The organism is Tateyamaria rhodophyticola (assembly GCF_047777875.1).
Lineage (GTDB): Bacteria > Pseudomonadota > Alphaproteobacteria > Rhodobacterales > Rhodobacteraceae > Tateyamaria.
Map to the genome: position 1 here is coordinate 3,260,607 of NZ_CP180519.1, position 16,225 is coordinate 3,276,831.

Sequence of the window (16,225 nt, forward strand, 5' to 3'; positions counted from 1 at the left end):
GGCAAGCCTCGGGCGGAGGCTTAGCGTGGGATCATGGGCGGAGGTGTTCTCAGACGGATCAGCGTTGTGCTGGGCTTTGTGCTCGTGGTTGCGGCAGCGGCGGCGGGTGTGTGGCGCTATGGCTATTTCCAGGCGCTGGACCAGATGGCGCGGCAGGGGGCGTCGGATCTGGCGCTGGCCAGTGACCGGCTCACCGGCCAGTTGCAACGCTACCGCGAGCTGGCGGTGCTGGTGGCGGATCACCCGCATGTGCAGGGCGCGCTGGCCGGGGGGGACATGGCGGCGGCCGAGGCGCTGTTTCTGGAGATCGCGGACAAGACGGCGGCGCAAGATATCCTGCTGACCACGCCTAATGGCGGCATTCTGGGGCAGGCGCGGGCGGGTGTTGCGCCCATCGACATCGCACCGCTGATTGAGCGTGCCGCGCAAGGGGCGCTTGGCTGGGGCAACGGGCGCACGGCGGTGGGCACGCGCATTTTTGCCTTTGCAGCACCCGTGTTCGACGCGGACGCCGTCATCAGTGGGGCCATTGTGGTGACAGCAGACCTTGCCGGGATCGAATGGGACTGGGTCGGCTCCAACCCGGCGGTGTTTTTCACGGATGCGCAGGACCGCGTGTTCATCACCAACCGGTCCGAGATCGTGTTCTGGCAACGGCGCGAGGACGGGCCGGGGCTTACACCTGCCAATGGCGATCCGTTGCCGTTTGACAGCTATCAGCTGGGCCGTCACGAGGTCTGGCAGATGGGGTGGGGGCCGTATTTGCCGCAAAACGCGCTGCATCTGGTGCGGCCACTGCCGGTCATTGGCATGACGGGGGAGGCGTTGGTGGATGTGGCCCCGGCGCGCCGTCTGGCAACGTTGCAGGCGGCGGCGGTGGCGGGGCTGTGCCTTGCGTTTGGGGCGCTGTTGTTTCTGGCCACGGAACGGCGGCGGACGCTGGCCGAGGCCAATGCGCAGCTTGAGGCGCGCGTGGCCGAGCGGACCGTCGCGCTGACGGATGCGAATGCCGAGCTGCGCCGTGAGGCCGAGGAACGCGAAGAGGCGCAGCGCGCGCTGGCGCAGGCGCAGGCGGACCTCGTGCAGGCAGGCAAGCTGAGCGCGCTTGGCCAGATGAGCGCGGGCCTGAGCCACGAGTTGAACCAGCCGTTGATGGCAATCCAGAACTATGCCGAAAACGGGGTGCAGTTTCTGGACCGCAACAAGGCGGAGCGGGCCGGGGAGAACCTCAGCCGCATCTCGGATCTCGCGCGGCGTATGGGGCGCATCATCAAGAACCTGCGCGCCTTTGCCCGGCAGGAAAGCGAACCGGCGGTGCGCGTGGATGTGGGCGCGGTGCTGGCCAGCGCGATCGAGCTGACCCAGCCGCGCTTGCGACAGGCGGAGGTGACGCTCGACTACACGCCACCCGCCGCCCCGGTTTTTGCCCGCGCAGGCGAGGTGCGGTTGGGGCAGGTGTTTGTCAATCTGATCTCGAACGCGGTGGATGCGATGGGCGGGCAGGCCACGCGGCAGCTGTCCGTTGCGCTGGATGTGCAGGACGGCATCACGGTGACCTTTCGCGACACTGGCCCCGGCATCGACAGCCCGGACAAGGTGTTTGACCCGTTCTATTCCACCAAGGATGTGGGTGAGACCGAAGGCATGGGGCTGGGCCTGTCCATTTCCTACGGGATCGTGCAGAGCTTTGGCGGGGAGATCAAAGGGCGCAATGTCGAGGGGGGCGCGATGTTCACGGTCGAATTGCAGCGGTGGGACAGCATGGCGGAGGCGGCAGAGTGATCAACCGGGTGCTATTGGTGGATGATGATGCCGCCGTGCGTGACGCGCTGTGCCAGACGCTGGAACTGGCGGATATGGAGCCGGTGCCGGCCGGGTCCTTTGTGGTGGCCAAGGATCACATCGCGCGGGGTTTCGAGGGGGTGATCCTGTCGGATATCCGGATGCCGGGGCGGGACGGGTTTCACCTGCTGGCTCATGCGCAGAAGGTCGATGCGGACCTGCCCGTGGTGCTGCTGACCGGCGAGGGTGACATACCCATGGCCGTGCAGGCGATGCGGGACGGGGCGTTCGGGTTTTTGGAAAAACCCTGTGCGCCCAGTGACTTGATGGCCGTTCTTGAACGCGCCTTGAAGGCGCGCGCGCTGGTTCTGGAAAACCGCCGCCTGCGGGCGCTGGTGGAAAGCGGCGATCCGGCGTCGCGGATGCTGTTTGGCACAAGCGCGCAGGCCGAGGGGTTGCGCGCACGGGTGCGCCTCGTGGCGCCGCTTGAGACGGAGGTGCTGGTGACCGGTGCGCCGGGCACGGGGATTTCGAAGGTGGCGGAGGTGATCCACCTCAGCTCGCTGCGCTCGAAGGCCGCGTTTGTGAAACGGGCGGCGTCTGACCTTCATCCCGACGCCTTGGCGGCGGCGCTGGAGGCTGGCATCGGGGGCAGTCTGTTCGTTGACGAGATCACGCGCTTGCCCGCATCAAGCCAGCTTGCGCTGTTTGAGGTTATGGAGGCGGGGGCGTCCACGCGGCTCATTGCGGGCAGCACGCATAACCTGTCCGCCGCCGTGGAGGCCGGCACGCTGAGCGCGGATCTTTACTACCGCCTTGAGGTGATGCCGGTCCGTGTGCCCGGTCTGGCCGAGCGGCCCGAAGATATTCCGGTGCTGTTCCGGCACTATGTGGAGCAGGCGGCCGAGCAGGCCGGGTTGGCTGTGCCGGAAATTGCGCCGGATCACATGGCGGCGCTGATGGCGCAGGACTGGCCGGGCAATGCGCGCTCCCTCATGAGTGCCGCGATGCGCTTTGTGCTGGGTATGCCGGAGGAGGTGGCCGAAGTGGCCGATCTGGGGCTGGCCGAGCAGATGGCGCGGGTCGAGCGGTCGTTGCTGATTGCCGCACTGGGTCGGCAGAACGGGCATGCAAGCGCTGCGGCACAGGCGCTGCAACTGCCGCGCAAGACGTTCTACGACAAGCTGAAACGCTATGGGATTCGGGCCGAAGATTATCGGCGCTAACACTGTGCGGATTTTCGCACACACGGCTTTGTGAGTGGGCGGTTATCCGCACGTCGCAATATTTTGGCGGATGAGAAACCTTACATAAGTATAAGTAAATAAACCAAATAAGAGACTTTTGAGCGGCTGGGCGGATCAGCCTTTCCCTGCGCAATCATCCCCTGTCTGTTAACCTTTATGCCGTCCATGCCCAATGGTCAGGCAACAACATTGCTCTGGGAGGAGACACCATGAAATTTTTGACTGCGGCCGCATTGGCCCTGACCGTAAGCGCGGGTGCCGTCGCCGCTGCATGTGATGACGGCGAGATCGTCATCAAGTTCAGCCACGTGACCAACACCGACAAGCACCCCAAAGGCATCGCCGCCACGCTGCTGCAAGACCGCGTGAACGAAGAGATGAACGGCAAGGCGTGCATGGAAGTGTTCCCGAACTCAACACTTTACAACGACGACCAGGTGCTTGAGGCGCTGTTGCAGGGTGACGTGCAGATGGCGGCCCCGTCGCTGTCCAAGTTCGAGCAGTTCACCAAGCAGTTCCGCATCTTTGACCTGCCGTTCATGTTCAAGGACATCAACGCGGTTGACGCGTTCCAGGCGTCCGAAACCGGTCAGGCGATGAAGGAATCGATGACGCGTCGCGGCCTCTTGGGCCTCGCGTTCTGGCATAACGGGATGAAGCAGATGTCGGCCAACGTGCCGCTGAACTCGCCCGCTGATGCAAACGGTCTGAAATTCCGCGTGCAGAACTCCGACGTGCTCAAGGCGCAGATGGCGGCCCTGGGCGGGTCGCCCCAGCCGATGGCGTTCAAAGAGGTCTACGGCGCGCTGCAAACCGGCGTTGTGGACGGGCAGGAGAACACATGGTCCAACATCTATGGCCAGAAGTTCTTTGAGGTGCAGGACGGTATCACCGAAACCAACCACGGCATCATCGACTATCTCGTCGTGACGGGCACTGATTTCTGGGACAGCCTGGATGATGACGTGCGCGATCAGCTGTCGACGATCCTGGCCGAAGTGACCGCGATGCGGAATGGCGAATCCACCAAGGTGAACGAAGACGCCAAGGCGCTGATCATCGAAGCGGGTGGCGAAGTGCGCAGCCTGACGGATGAGCAGCGCGCCGAATGGGTCGCCGTGATGAAGCCCGTCTGGGACCAGTTCAAGGACGATGTGGGCCAGGAAAACATCGACGCAGCGCAGGCGATCAACGCCGCTGTGAACTAAGGCACCACGCCTGAACACTCGCGCGCCCCGGGATGTGACCGGGGCGCGCGCCACCGCATCCTCACACAATGCAAGGAACAGCCGATGTCCGGGGCATATGTCGCCAAGGGGCCTGTGGGCCGCTTTGTCCATGAACTTGAGGAGACGATGATTGCCTTGCTGCTGGCGGGCATGACCATCGTCACCTTTATCAATGTGGTGCTGCGCTATGGGTTCAACACCGGCCTGATTTGGGGCCTTGAGATGGTGACGTTCCTGTTTTCATGGCTGATCCTGTTTGGGGTGTCCTACGCGGTCAAGATCACGGCCAATCTGGGCGTGGATGCGGTCACGAACCTGTTTTCCCCGCCTGTACGGCGTGTTCTGGCGCTGATTGCGGGGGCGATTTGCGTGGTCTATGCGTTTTTGCTGCTCAAGGGCGCGTGGGATTACTGGGCGAATTTCGCCAACCTGCCGCAGACCACGGGGCGCTGGTTCCCGACGGGCTTTGAAGAGATGAAGCGCACGTCGTTCCGCGGCTGGTACGAGGTGGTGGATATCCCGATGCCCGAGATGCTGCGCTGGATCGAGCCGATCATGAATGAGGGCGAGGAGTATGAGAAAATCCCGCGCTTCATCCCCTATTTCATTCTGCCCTTTGGCATGGCGCTGCTGCTGTTCCGGTTCATTCAGGCCTTTGTGCGGGTGTGGACGGGTGAGAGCACCTCGTTGATTGTCAGCCACGAGGCCGAGGACGCCATCGAAGACGTCCGCCACATGAACGCCGGAGACTGATCCCATGGAAGTCGCAATCCTTTTCGCGCTCGTCATCGGGCTGATGCTGATCGGCGTGCCGATCGCTGTTTCCCTGGGCATTTCGTCCATCCTGTTCCTGCTGGTGCTGAGCGATACGTCGCTGGCCTCTATTGCGCAGACGCTGTTTCAGGCGATGGCGGGGCACTACACGCTGCTGGCGATCCCGTTCTTTATTCTCGCCTCGACATTCATGTCGACGGGTGGGGTGGCCAAGCGGATCATCCGGTTTTCCATCGCCATTGTGGGGCATTTCCCCGGCGGTCTGGCGATTGCGGGTGTGTTTGCTTGTATGCTGTTTGCGGCCTTGTCCGGGTCGTCACCCGCGACCGTTGTGGCCATCGGCTCCATCGTGATCGCAGGCATGCGGCAGGTGGGCTACACCAAAGATTTTGCCGCCGGTGTGATCGCGAATGCTGGCACGCTGGGCATCCTGATCCCGCCGTCGATCGTTATGGTCGTCTATGCGGCGGCAACGGACGTGTCGGTGGGGCGGATGTTCCTTGCGGGCGTGATCCCGGGCCTGATGGCCGGGTCGATGCTGATGATCACCATCTATGTCATGGCGAAGGTCAAGAACCTGCCCAAGGGCGAATGGATGGGCTGGGGCGAGGTCTGGCAATCGGGCCTGCATGCATCCGGTGGTCTGTTCCTGATCGTGATCATTCTGGGCGGGATTTATGGCGGGATCTTTACGCCCACGGAAGCGGCGGCGGTGGCGGCGGTCTATGCCTTCCTGATTGCGGTTTTTGTCTACCGGGACATGGGGCCGCTGGCCACGCCGGAAGGGGAGCGGAACCATTCGCTTTTGTCGAAACCCTGGGCGATTGTGACGGCCCTTGTGCACCGGGACACCAAGAACGCGCTCTTTGAGGCGGGCAAGCTGACCGTGACGCTGATGTTCATCATCGCGAATGCGTTGATCCTGAAGCATGTTCTGACCGATGAGCAGATCCCGCAGCAGATTGCGGCGGCGATGCTGGATGCGGGCTTTGGGCCTGTCGTGTTCCTGATCATCGTGAACGTGATCCTGCTGATTGGTGGGCAGTTCATGGAGCCGTCAGGGTTGCTAGTGATTGTGGCGCCGCTGGTGTTTCCCATCGCCATCGAGCTTGGGATTGATCCCATTCACCTTGGCATCATCATGGTGGTGAACATGGAAATCGGGATGATCACGCCGCCTGTGGGGTTGAACCTGTTCGTGACGTCCGGCGTGGCGGGCATGCCGATGATGCGGGTTGTGCGGGCGGCCCTGCCGTTCCTGGCCGTGCTCTTCGTCTTCCTGATCATGGTCACGTATATTCCGGCCATATCAACCTGGCTGCCGACCCTCATGATGGGACCCGAGACGATCATTCAGTGATCCAAAGGGCGCGCTGGCGCGCGGCGCGATTTGTTTTGGGAATGGGGGCTCTGCCCCCAAACCCCCGGAGTTTGTCTGGCGAGATGAAAGGGATCAGGACGCGGCGAGGGCGTTGATGATGGGTTGGAAGTCTGCGGCTTTTAGAGAGGCTCCACCCACAAGGGCACCGTCCACATTGTCGGCCGTAAAGATCTCTGCGGCGTTGGCGGGTTTGACGGAGCCGCCATAGAGCAGGCGGATCGTCATGGCATCCATGCCGAAGCGGCCCACCAGTTCATCGCGCAGCATGTCATGGGTTTCCACGATCTGTTCCATCGTGGGGACGCGGCCCGTGCCGATGGCCCAGATCGGTTCATAGGCGATCACGGTATTGTCGCCGGTGGTGCCGTCGGGGGCGGAGGCGTGCAGTTGATCGGCGATGATTTGCAGGGTGTCGTCGCCCATGCGTTCCTCTTCGCTTTCGCCGATGCACAGGATGGCGGTGAGGCCCGCGGCCCATGCGGCCTCGACCTTGGCGCGGACGGTATCGTTGTCCTCGTGATGATCGGCGCGGCGTTCGGAGTGGCCGACGATGACGGCGCCCGCGCCGGTGGCGGCAATCATCTGGGCCGAGACGTCGCCGGTATGCGCGCCTTTTTCCGCCGGATGACAGTCCTGTCCACCGATACCCACGGGGCTGCCATCGGTGACAGCCACGGCATGCGCCAGAAGCGTGTGTGGCGGGCAGATCAGGATTTCAGGGGCATCGTCGCCCTGTGCGCCCTGTGCGCCAGCCAGATCCGCCAGTTCCCCCAGCATCGCGGCGTCGCCGTTCATTTTCCAATTGCCTGCCGCCAGTTTGCGCCGCATGTCGTTTTCTCCGATGCTGTCGTGCCTCAAGCCTCCTAGCATCCGGCGTGCCCCTGCGCTAGGGCTGCGCCGGACAGAGACCGGAGGGCAGGGCATGATCCCCAGACTGGACGCACAGGCGTTGGCAACGGGCGAGGCGGCGAGCCTTGCCGCATTGGGGGAGGCGGCGACCGGGGTGGGATTTGCCACCGTCTACAACACCGGGCTGAATGCTGCGCGGGTTGAAGAGGTCATCGAGACGTATCGTGCGTTTTTCCACCTGCCGGAAGCGGCCAAGCGCGGGTTGGACATGGCGCGCACCGGGTCCAATCGCGGCTGGGGCGCGCCCGGATCGGAACAGGTCGATCCGGACGCCAACCCGGATTACAAACAGTTCTTTGATGTGGGGTTTCAGGTTGAGGCCGGGCATCCGCTGGCGGAAGAGACGTTTTACGCGCCGAACCAGTGGCCCGAGGACCCGGCGTTTCACCGGGTCATTGCCGCCTATTACGATGATGCGCGGGCGGTCGCGCTGGACCTGCTGCGGGCGATTGCGCGCAGCATTGGAGCGGATGCGGATCACTTTGACGGGGCGTTTGACACGCCGATGGCGTTGTTGCGGGGCAATTTTTACCCGGCGCGGCCCGATTGGGCCGGGGCCAAGGATTTCGGGATCGCGACGCATACAGACTACGGCTGTTTGACGCTGCTGGCGACGGACGGCTCACCGGGGCTGGAGGTGCGCAAGCGGGGCGGCGGGTGGATCCCGGTGTCCGCGCCGCCGGGGGAATTTGTCATCAACTTTGGCGAGATGCTGGAATTCTGGACCGCCGGACGGGTCAAGGCGACGCCGCACCGGGTTGTGGGCGGGCTGGCCGAGCGCATTTCGGTGCCACTGTTCTTCAACCCGACCTTTGATACGAATGTGGCCCCTGAGGGCAGTGACGACGTGATCCTTGCAGGCGATCACCTGAGTGCGCGGTTCCGCGAGACTTATGTGCATCTGCAAGCAAAATCATGAGCCTGCAGGGCGATCTTGAAGCGGAGGTTGCCGCGGTATGGGCGGATCAGGCGGACGGGGCGCATGACATCTGGCACCTGCGGCGGGTGTGGGGCAACTGCCAGCGGATCGCGGATGCGTTGGACGCACCTGTAGACCGTCAGGTGCTGATGATCGCGGCGTATCTGCATGACATCGTCAATCTGCCCAAAGATGATCCGTGCCGTCGCGATGCGGCCCGCCTGTCGGCAGAGCATGCGGTGGCGTGGATGCATGCGCGCGGTCTGCCGGGGGCGGAGGCGGTGGCCCATGCGATCCGCGGCCACAGCTTTTCCGCGGGCGCTCCGTGCGAGACTTTGGAGGCGCAGATCCTTCAGGATGCGGACCGGTTGGAGGCGTTGGGTGCCATTGGCATTGCGCGCTGTTTCACCGTGTCGGGGCAAATGGGGGCGGGGATTGTGCACGGGGATGACCCGTTGGCGCAGACGCGGGCGCTGGATGACAAAACCTATGCGCTGGACCATTTTCAGGTGAAGCTGTTTGCAATTGCCGATACCCTGCACACTGCGCCTGCGCGGGCCATGGCCGCCGACCGGGTCGCGTTCATGCGCACGTTTCAGGCGCAACTGGCCTCAGAGGTGCTCTAGCGCCGCGCGGGCGAGGTCCGTCGCTTCGTCGGCATCGTCCAACGCGCTGTCCGGCAGGTGCCAGTATGGCATGTGCGTCGCGCTGCCGTCCTTGCGGGTATAGGCCCAGCGTTCGAGACCCATATCGTCAAACCGCGCCTGCATCGGGCCTGCGCCCTTGATCAGGATGCGGCCGTCCGACATCAGGATGCCAAAGATCACCCCGTCGCAGTAGATCGACAGGCCGCCAAACATCTTGCGTGTGGTGAGCGGCCCCAACCCGGAAAAGAGATCCAGCGCGTGCGCGATCTCTTCATCCGACACGGCCATGGGATCAGCCCGCGTTGCGTTCCGCGGCCAGCGCTTCGACGTCCTTGAACGAGATGCTTTCGCCACAACCGCAGGCGTCGGAGACATTGGGGTTATTGAACTTGAACCCGGATTCCAGCAGCGACGTTTCATAGTCGATCTCTGTGCCGAACAGGAACATCTGCGCCATGGGCGCAATCATGACCCGCGCGCCGTCCTGTTCGACGGCTTCGTCGTTCGGGTCGGCCTGATCCACGTATTCCATCGTATATTCCATACCCGCACACCCGCCCTTTTTGACGCCGATGCGCAGGCCTGCGTGGCCTTCCTTGTCCATCAGCTTCACAATCTGCGTGGCAGCGCGGGGGGTGATGGTGACGGCTTGTTTTCCGGGGATCGCGAACATGGTGTGCCTCGTTTATCCGACTTGAAAGGTAGGGCTTTCGGCGCCCTCCTGCAAGGGGCGCACGCGCCGTTGTGACAGCATACCGGCCAGCGCATCGAGGGCGGCGCGGATTGGCGGGTCGTGGCGCGTGTCCTGATGACAAACCAGCCACTCTTCGGAGGTCAGCGCCTCGATGATACCGGAGACCTGTTGCAGGCCCGGCAGGGCGTGACCGGCAAAGGTCGGCAGGACAACGCGCCCGACACCGGCGCAGGCCAATGCGCCACGCACTTGCGGATCATTGGAAAAGGCAACGATATCAGCGCCATGATGCGTCAGCGTCCAGGCCTCGGAGGGTAGGGTGGAGGTGTCATCGCTTGGCCCGATCCAGCCCGTGATGTCGTCGTTCAGGGCAAAGACCGCATGTTCCACCACGCCTGTGCGCCGACCGGCCAGCCACGGGTGTGTGGGGCGGCGGTTGCGGACGCCGATATCAACCTCGCGCCGTTCGATATCCATGTCGAGGTTGCAATTGACGAATTCCGGCTGCCACGGATCTTGTGCTGACCAAAACGCCGTTACATTGCGCGCAAGGTAATCGGTGGTCCATGTGCCGGCGGACACCCGCACACGCGGCGGTCCCGCGCGTCCTGCGTTCCACTGCGCGATATCACGCGCGGCGGCTTCCATCTTCTTGGCGCGTTCCAGCAGGTCGCGCCCCTCGGCCGTTGGGGTATAGCCGGACGCGCCATGCACAAAGAGACGGCGGCCCAGCCGTTGCTCCAGCGCCGTCATGCGCCGCGACAACGTGGCCTGGCTCAGCCCGGTTTCGCGGGCGGCCCCTGACAAGGCCCCGTTGCGCGCCACGGCGGCGAAGAGCCCGAAATCTGTCCAATCGGTGATTTGCATGTTTGCAAATCTAGGTGCGGAAATCAGGTCTGACAATCGCTATCGGGGCGCGCCATCTTGGGGTCATGAAAGGAGGTGACGCATGAAACATCCTTATACATCGTTGGAAACACAGACCCTTTACGCCCAGGAGCAAGCTGTATTTGCAGAAATGCAAGGGCAGGAGCAGATGCGCAAACGCCGCAAACGCAGGCGGCGGGCGTTGATGTGGATCTTGCGACGCTTGTGAGCGAAACGAAAAACGCGGCGCAGGTTGATCCTGTGCCGCGTTTCATTCTGGTGGACGTGCGCCGGTCTGCCGGGCCTACATAAAGCCCAGTTCCAACCGCGCCTCGTCCGACATCATCTCCATGCCCCAGGGCGGCTCCCACGTCAGGTGCACGTCGACCTGCTTGACGCCTGCGACAGGTTCCACCGCATCGGCGACCCATCCCGGCATCTCACCCGCCACGGGACAGCCGGGCGCGGTCAGGGTCATGATGATGTTCACTTCGTTCTCGGCATTGATATCGATCGTGTAGATCAGCCCTAGTTCGAAGATATTCACAGGGATTTCAGGATCATAGACCGTCCGGCACGCCTCTACGATCGCCTCGTGCAGCGGGTGGTCGGTCGAGGACGGCGCAATCAGCGGCGTGCCTTCGAGCATCTCGTTGCTTTGATCCATTGGGTGCGGCTCCGGCATTTTCTGACTGTTTATATAGGGAACCTCGCCGGGGCGGTAAAGGGTGGCCGCATCACCCAATTTGGTGCCGCGCCACAAGTCGGGGGACAGGCGGCGCGGCGGGGTCCGGGGCAGATCAGCCCGCGGTGAAGGGCAGCGACGAATGATGCAACACGATCTTCAGCTCGCCGTCCTCCATCTCCTGAATGCCGAAGGTGTATTCGACCTTCACCTCTTCACCGCTTGTCGTGGTGAAAAAGTAGTTGCCCATGGCCAGCGCGATGTCGCCGGTGATGCTCGTGCCCTCGTTTTCCCAGCGGACATCGGTGTAGGGCGCGATGGCAAATCCGCCATCCTCGGCGATGCTGCCACCTACGAAATACGAAAGCGCCTCATCAAAAGTGCCGCGGAACTGGTCCTCGCTGGCCAGCGTCGGTTTGAACAGAACGATGTCCTTTCCGTAGGCGTAGAAGTCCAGGATGTGCTGGCGGGCTGCGGCCTCGTAATCGCCGCCGTCGGTGTGGATCTTGCCGATGTTCACGATGCCTTCGCCCCAAGCAGTCTTGAAGGCGCTCACGCGGTCGGGGGTCAGGGTTGGATCCTGCGCGGCACTTGCGATCCCGGCGGAGGCGGCAAGGGCGATGGCGGCTGCGGCGGTGACTGTCTTGATCATCGTGAAATTCCTCATGGTGTGTTGCATCTGAGGAGGAGATGGGGACCGGTGTTTGATATAACCAATTGAAAGAAACGTAAGCAGCGATAGCTTTTGGGCATGGATGATCTGATGCCCGCCCGCCCCACTTTGCGACAGTTGCAGTATTTCGTGGCCGTGGCCGAACACGGGGCCTTCGGCCTTGCCGCCAAGGCGCTTGCCGTGAGCCAACCGAGCCTGTCCAAGCAGCTTGCCACGATGGAAGAGATGCTGGATGTCGTACTGTTTGAGCGGACGTCGCGCCGGGTGCACCTGACGGCGATGGGGGCCGCACTGTTGCCGCGGGCGCGGGCGATCCTGCAGGAGGTGCGTGAATTCCGAGCGGTGGCACGCGGCGCGCGCGGCCCCTTTGGCGACCGTCTGTCGATTGGTGTGCTGCCGTCAGTCGGCGCTTACTTCATGCCGATCGCGAACCGTCGTCTCCACCGGCAATACCCGCAACTGCGCCTCGCCGTGCAGGAAGGGGCCACGGTCGAACTGCTCGACCGGCTGCGCGCCGGGCAGCTGGATGTGGTCATCGGCTCGCCCGGGCGCGACCCGGATATCGTCAGCCACCCGCTTTTCGAAGAGACGCTTTGGGCCTGTGCCGCCGCCGATGATCCGCTTTCCGCCGAAACCGGCCCGATTGCCATTGAGGCGCTGGCGGGCAAACCGCTGCTCTCGCTGAGCGCAGAGTTCCGTCTGGCCACAATCGTGGAGCGCCTGGCCGAGTTGGCGGGCGCGCATGTGGCACGTGATTATCAGGGCGGCAGCCTTGATGCGGTGCGGCAGATGGCGGTGATGGGGGCAGGGGTGGCGGTGCTGCCCTCGCTCTATGCGCTGGCCGAGGCGGTGCGCGACCCTGAATTCGTGATCCGCCGCATCGATCATCCGGATGCGGTGCACGACATAGCGCTTTTGTGGCGGCGCGCCTCGCCGCTCGAAGCGGATTGCCGGACGCTCGCCGCCGACCTGATCGCGGTCAAGGCGGACATACGCGCTGCCCGTGGCGCCCGCTTTGATTAACTGCGCCGGCGTGCGGGGCGGGGTTTGACGCGGGCTTCGATCATGTCATAGACGCGTCCGACGATGTCCTTGCCGGTCGCGTTTTCGATCCCCTCGAAGCCGGGGCTGGAATTGACCTCAAGCACCTTGGGGCCTGTGTCCGAGCGCAGCAGATCCACTCCCGCCTTGCCCAGGCCAAAGGCCCGTGCCGCCCGCACTGCTGTTTCCCGCTCTTCCTTGCTGATGCGCACGGATTTCGCCGACCCGCCCCGGTGCAGGTTCGACCGGAAATCGCCGTCGGCCCCGGTCCGTTTCATCGACGCCACGACCTTGCCATCCACCACAAGGCAGCGGATATCCTCGCCTGCCGCTTCCTTGACGAAGTCCTGCACCAGAAAGTTGGCCTTGAGGCCCCGGAACGCATCAATCACGGATTCGGCGGCCTTCTTGGTTTCGGCCAGCACCACGCCCTTGCCTTGCGTGCTTTCCAGCAGTTTGACGATCACGGGAGCGGTGCCCACAAGGCTCATGATGTTGGCCGTATCCAGCGGTGAGGCGGCAAAGGCGGTCGTGGGCATCCCGATGCGCTTGGCCGCGAGGATCTGATGGGCGTGCAGCTTGTCCCGGCTCGCCGTGATCCCGTCCGCCCCGTTCACGCAATAGGTGCCGATGGTCTCAAACTGGCGGATCACAGCGGTGCCATAGGCGGTCACAGACGCCCCGATGCGCGGGATCACCGCGTCATAGCGGGGCAGGCGTTTGCCATCGTAATGCACCTCTGGCGCCTTGGCGTTGATCGCCATGTAGCACCGCGTGGTGTTGATCACCTCGACCGTGTGCCCGCGCGCTTCGCCCACCGACACCAGCCGCCGCGTGGAATAGTTGTTCTCCCGGCTCAGCACCGCAATCCGCAGGGACCGCGACGGCGCCGTCTTGCGCATCGCCGACGAGTGGTAGACGTCAAAGCTCAGCTCCGGTTGCAGCCGCTTTTCACTGGCTGTGATGCTGATATGGTCCTGCAGCGCCTGCCGCCCCAGCAGCATGCGTGAGGTCATGGACGACCGGTCGGTCAGAGTGACCTCGATGGGCCAAGACTGCCCGGCCACCTCCAGCTTGGTCTCGATCACATAGCGCAGTTCGCTTTCGCCATTGGACGACGTGACCTCGCGCCGGTCGAGAATAGGGGCAGAACAGGTGATCGACACATGATCCTTGCCCGGCACGGGATGCACGTTGAAGCGCACCTTGGGTGCCTTGTCAGATCCGAACACCTCGATGTCATGGGCATGCAGGGCAGACGTCCGCGCCCCGGTATCCACCTTGGCCTTGAGCGCAGGCAGACCCAGTTCCGGCAAGCTGATCCACTCTTCCCACCCGAAATTCAACGTGTCCATGCGCAGCCTCCTTCTATCATCAGGCAGGTGGGGTAGCACGCGTGGGGCGCAGGTGCCAGCAAGAGGACGTGCAGTTACGCAGAGGGTGCCCTGCTGTCAGGGTGTCAGCCCCAAGGTGCTACGAGCTTCCTTGAAGTCGATCTTGGCCTCGACACCGTGCTTTTCCAGCAAGTGTAGAAGATGCGCGCCCGACATCAGTGTCAAAGGCTTGTCAGAGGCGAATTTGTGGGCGTCGGGACCGTAATCCGCCGTGGTGACCAATATGCCCTTGATCGCGCCTTCGTTCATGGTCGTACCATAGAGGTCGCGCACGGCCGCCACACCAACCGTGCGCGTATAGCGTTTCGCCGGAATGATGATCTTGCCACCACTGATCGGATCAGGGTCAAAGGCGACGGCGTCCACGCCACCATCGCTACTGGATTGTGTAACACGCACTTCGCCGCCCCGTGACGCGAACTCCCGCTCAAAGATATCGCGCACGAGGTGCTCAAAATCTTCCCAGTCCATGGCGGCAAGATTGGTTGTTCCGTCTTCCTGCAGGTCCACGGCGCGACCTTCGATGAACCGTTTGTCAGATTTTTCAAATGCGATAACCGGCGCAACAGGGGTCAGCCCGACCAGTGTTGCAGCAGAGACGCCCTTCAGGGACTTGAAGCAAGCCTTAGGTTCGACCCGCGACAGGTTGATCCCAAGAAATTCCTCCCGTTGTGCGACAACTGACAGGATCGTGGCCTCTACTTCCTGTCCCACTGCGGGGTCCACTTGCCGCGTCCAACCATTGAATGCGATGGCATCTATGTGCATCTGCGTGTCGGCTTCGAACAGCTCGTGGATTGTGCGCAAACACAGTTGATAACAGAGGTCGTCAAACAGCGCTTTCTTGTCACGCTCACTGATGTCCGTCTCCTTCAACTCGCCCGTGGACGCGACGAAACGAACGGATTTCGTGGTCGGCAGATCAGCCGGCACAGGCAGTTGATGCAAAACCAACAGCATTTTCGACGCAGCTTCGTATCGGACCTCCCATCGCTTGGGCACAACGTCATCATGTTGCGATGCTTCGAGCACGATAGAGGCGTGCTCCTCAATCGCCTCGGGAACGCCCTCCCGCCAGCTTGCCTCGAGCGCGTCGACCTTGGCGTTTTCTACGTCCCTTGCTGCTACAAACGCGCGCTCGGCGCTCTTTTGCGCCTCTGCATGGTCCGCCTTGGCAGCCTCCCAGGATTTCAACGCAGTTGCATTGTCTTCGTCGATCTTTTGCCTGGCGCGCAGATGGGCCGCCAGGGCGGCATCATGTGCACGTTCCACCTGCGTGCGTCTGCCCAAAAGCGTTTGCCAGAATAAAATCCTGAATTTTGGTTCGGGGTCAGTATGCTTTTGGCGAACGGGTCTTGGTCGTGCAAATGGCTTGGGTTTGAAGTCGGATTTGTCTTTCAATACGCTCCAATCGACGGCGTCATCGATAGACAAAGTCCGCGCAAGCGTCTGTTGGATTTGTTCCCGTCTATTCTCTGCTTCCTGTGTCATCTCCTCCGCCAACTCCTTGCCGGCGGCATTGTTTTGCTTCTTTTGATGGGCCTCAAATTGCTTGTCCCATTGCGCCATCAACGTATCGACCTTGTTTTGCAGGATCGATATTTCCGGCGCACTCAGTTCTTTGTGAAGGTCTAGAACGGTGTGCTGGACGTCAATGTAGTAGCGTAAAATACGATCTCCCGCGGCGCTGTATTTCGCACGCAGCACACCCGCATTGATGTTTTTGATATTCGTTGAATCGAAGTAAATTTTTTCCACTGGCACGCATCCAATCTTTTTACGGGAAAGTCACAGCTTCAATTCCATAATTCAACCGATGTTTGATTTTAGGGGGCTATTGGGACGTGTGCATCCGCTCCCAGAGGCCACACGGCAACGAAAGTACCGGTTACAAAGTACCAGTTACAGAGACACCAATTTCACGTAACGCATTCTCCAAAACGAGATAGCAGCGGTCCCCAATGGCACCACATTCCAACACCG

General features: G+C 62.3%; 17 protein-coding genes. 9 read left to right on the top strand and 8 right to left on the bottom strand.

The window, feature by feature from the left end; translation table 11 throughout:
* The first annotated feature begins 33 nt into the window (after nucleotides 1–33).
* The 5 genes from ACERHN_RS17525 (at nucleotide 34) to ACERHN_RS17545 (ending at nucleotide 6,392) form a co-directional block, all read left to right on the top strand.
* Nucleotides 34–1,782, top strand: coding sequence for a sensor histidine kinase (locus ACERHN_RS17525; RefSeq protein WP_415920306.1), 1,749 nt, complete (start codon nucleotides 34–36; stop codon nucleotides 1,780–1,782).
* The gene (locus ACERHN_RS17530) at nucleotides 1,779–3,008 is read left to right on the top strand and encodes a sigma-54-dependent transcriptional regulator (protein WP_415920307.1); all 1,230 of its coding nucleotides are present in this window, start codon (nucleotides 1,779–1,781) and stop codon (nucleotides 3,006–3,008) included. Before ACERHN_RS17525 ends, ACERHN_RS17530 begins: the two co-directional genes overlap by 4 nt.
* Before the next feature lie 230 nt (nucleotides 3,009–3,238).
* Nucleotides 3,239–4,237 carry a DctP family TRAP transporter solute-binding subunit gene (locus ACERHN_RS17535; RefSeq protein ID WP_415920308.1) on the top strand — a complete coding sequence of 333 codons (999 nt, stop codon included), beginning with the start codon at nucleotides 3,239–3,241 and terminating at the stop codon, nucleotides 4,235–4,237.
* Between the two features lie 84 nt (nucleotides 4,238–4,321).
* Nucleotides 4,322–5,011, top strand: a complete 690-nt coding sequence (locus tag ACERHN_RS17540) for a TRAP transporter small permease (RefSeq protein WP_415920309.1) — start codon at nucleotides 4,322–4,324, stop codon at nucleotides 5,009–5,011.
* Between the two features lie 4 nt (nucleotides 5,012–5,015).
* Nucleotides 5,016–6,392 (top strand): TRAP transporter large permease, encoded by a 1,377-nt coding sequence (locus ACERHN_RS17545; RefSeq protein ID WP_415920310.1) that lies wholly within the window; start codon nucleotides 5,016–5,018, stop codon nucleotides 6,390–6,392.
* Nucleotides 6,393–6,485: 93 nt separating this feature from the next.
* On the opposite strand, the gene tpiA is transcribed toward ACERHN_RS17545, so the two are convergent.
* Entirely contained in the window at nucleotides 6,486–7,241 is a 756-nt protein-coding gene (gene tpiA / locus ACERHN_RS17550; protein WP_415920311.1) for a triose-phosphate isomerase, read from the bottom strand.
* Between the two features lie 94 nt (nucleotides 7,242–7,335).
* Here tpiA and ACERHN_RS17555 point away from each other — a divergent pair, with 94 nt between their 5' ends.
* Together ACERHN_RS17555 and ACERHN_RS17560 are read left to right on the top strand one after the other, a co-directional pair.
* Nucleotides 7,336–8,241 carry an isopenicillin N synthase family dioxygenase gene (locus ACERHN_RS17555; RefSeq protein WP_415920312.1) on the top strand — a complete coding sequence of 302 codons (906 nt, stop codon included), beginning with the start codon at nucleotides 7,336–7,338 and terminating at the stop codon, nucleotides 8,239–8,241.
* Nucleotides 8,238–8,867: an HD domain-containing protein gene (locus ACERHN_RS17560; RefSeq protein ID WP_415920313.1), complete on the top strand. Its 630-nt coding sequence runs from the start codon at nucleotides 8,238–8,240 to the stop codon at nucleotides 8,865–8,867. Before ACERHN_RS17555 ends, ACERHN_RS17560 begins: the two co-directional genes overlap by 4 nt.
* On the opposite strand, the gene ACERHN_RS17565 is transcribed toward ACERHN_RS17560, so the two are convergent.
* Genes ACERHN_RS17565 through ACERHN_RS17575 form a run of 3 tightly spaced genes read right to left on the bottom strand, consistent with a single transcriptional unit; the run spans nucleotide 8,853 to nucleotide 10,449 of the window.
* On the bottom strand, nucleotides 8,853–9,176 hold the full coding sequence (locus tag ACERHN_RS17565) for a TfoX/Sxy family protein (protein ID WP_415920314.1): 324 nt from the start codon (nucleotides 9,174–9,176) through the stop codon (nucleotides 8,853–8,855). The two genes, ACERHN_RS17560 and ACERHN_RS17565, sit on opposite strands and share 15 nt — an antisense overlap.
* A gap of 4 nt (nucleotides 9,177–9,180) precedes the next feature.
* Nucleotides 9,181–9,561: a HesB/IscA family protein gene (locus ACERHN_RS17570; RefSeq protein WP_415920315.1), complete on the bottom strand. Its 381-nt coding sequence runs from the start codon at nucleotides 9,559–9,561 to the stop codon at nucleotides 9,181–9,183.
* A 12-nt stretch (nucleotides 9,562–9,573) separates the two neighbouring features.
* The gene (locus ACERHN_RS17575) at nucleotides 9,574–10,449 is read right to left on the bottom strand and encodes a LysR family transcriptional regulator (RefSeq protein ID WP_415920316.1); all 876 of its coding nucleotides are present in this window, start codon (nucleotides 10,447–10,449) and stop codon (nucleotides 9,574–9,576) included.
* 82 nt (nucleotides 10,450–10,531) lie between these two features.
* On the opposite strand from ACERHN_RS17575, the gene ACERHN_RS17580 reads away from it, so the two are divergent.
* Nucleotides 10,532–10,678 carry a hypothetical protein gene (locus ACERHN_RS17580; RefSeq protein WP_415920317.1) on the top strand — a complete coding sequence of 49 codons (147 nt, stop codon included), beginning with the start codon at nucleotides 10,532–10,534 and terminating at the stop codon, nucleotides 10,676–10,678.
* A 75-nt stretch (nucleotides 10,679–10,753) separates the two neighbouring features.
* Here ACERHN_RS17580 and ACERHN_RS17585 read toward each other — a convergent pair whose 3' ends face one another.
* On the bottom strand, nucleotides 10,754–11,116 hold the full coding sequence (locus ACERHN_RS17585) for an SUF system Fe-S cluster assembly protein (RefSeq protein WP_415920318.1): 363 nt from the start codon (nucleotides 11,114–11,116) through the stop codon (nucleotides 10,754–10,756).
* Between the two features lie 133 nt (nucleotides 11,117–11,249).
* Nucleotides 11,250–11,786 carry a phosphoribosyl-AMP cyclohydrolase gene (locus ACERHN_RS17590; protein WP_415920319.1) on the bottom strand — a complete coding sequence of 179 codons (537 nt, stop codon included), beginning with the start codon at nucleotides 11,784–11,786 and terminating at the stop codon, nucleotides 11,250–11,252.
* Nucleotides 11,787–11,885: 99 nt separating this feature from the next.
* Here ACERHN_RS17590 and ACERHN_RS17595 point away from each other — a divergent pair, with 99 nt between their 5' ends.
* Nucleotides 11,886–12,830, top strand: a complete 945-nt coding sequence (locus ACERHN_RS17595; protein WP_415920320.1) for a LysR family transcriptional regulator — start codon at nucleotides 11,886–11,888, stop codon at nucleotides 12,828–12,830.
* Here the strand turns inward: ACERHN_RS17595 and rimK are convergent.
* On the bottom strand, nucleotides 12,827–14,203 hold the full coding sequence (rimK, locus tag ACERHN_RS17600; RefSeq protein WP_415920321.1) for a 30S ribosomal protein S6--L-glutamate ligase: 1,377 nt from the start codon (nucleotides 14,201–14,203) through the stop codon (nucleotides 12,827–12,829). The two genes, ACERHN_RS17595 and rimK, sit on opposite strands and share 4 nt — an antisense overlap.
* 96 nt (nucleotides 14,204–14,299) lie before the next feature.
* Nucleotides 14,300–16,000, bottom strand: a complete 1,701-nt coding sequence (locus tag ACERHN_RS17605; protein WP_415920322.1) for a restriction endonuclease — start codon at nucleotides 15,998–16,000, stop codon at nucleotides 14,300–14,302.
* Between the last annotated feature and the right edge of the window lie 225 nt (nucleotides 16,001–16,225).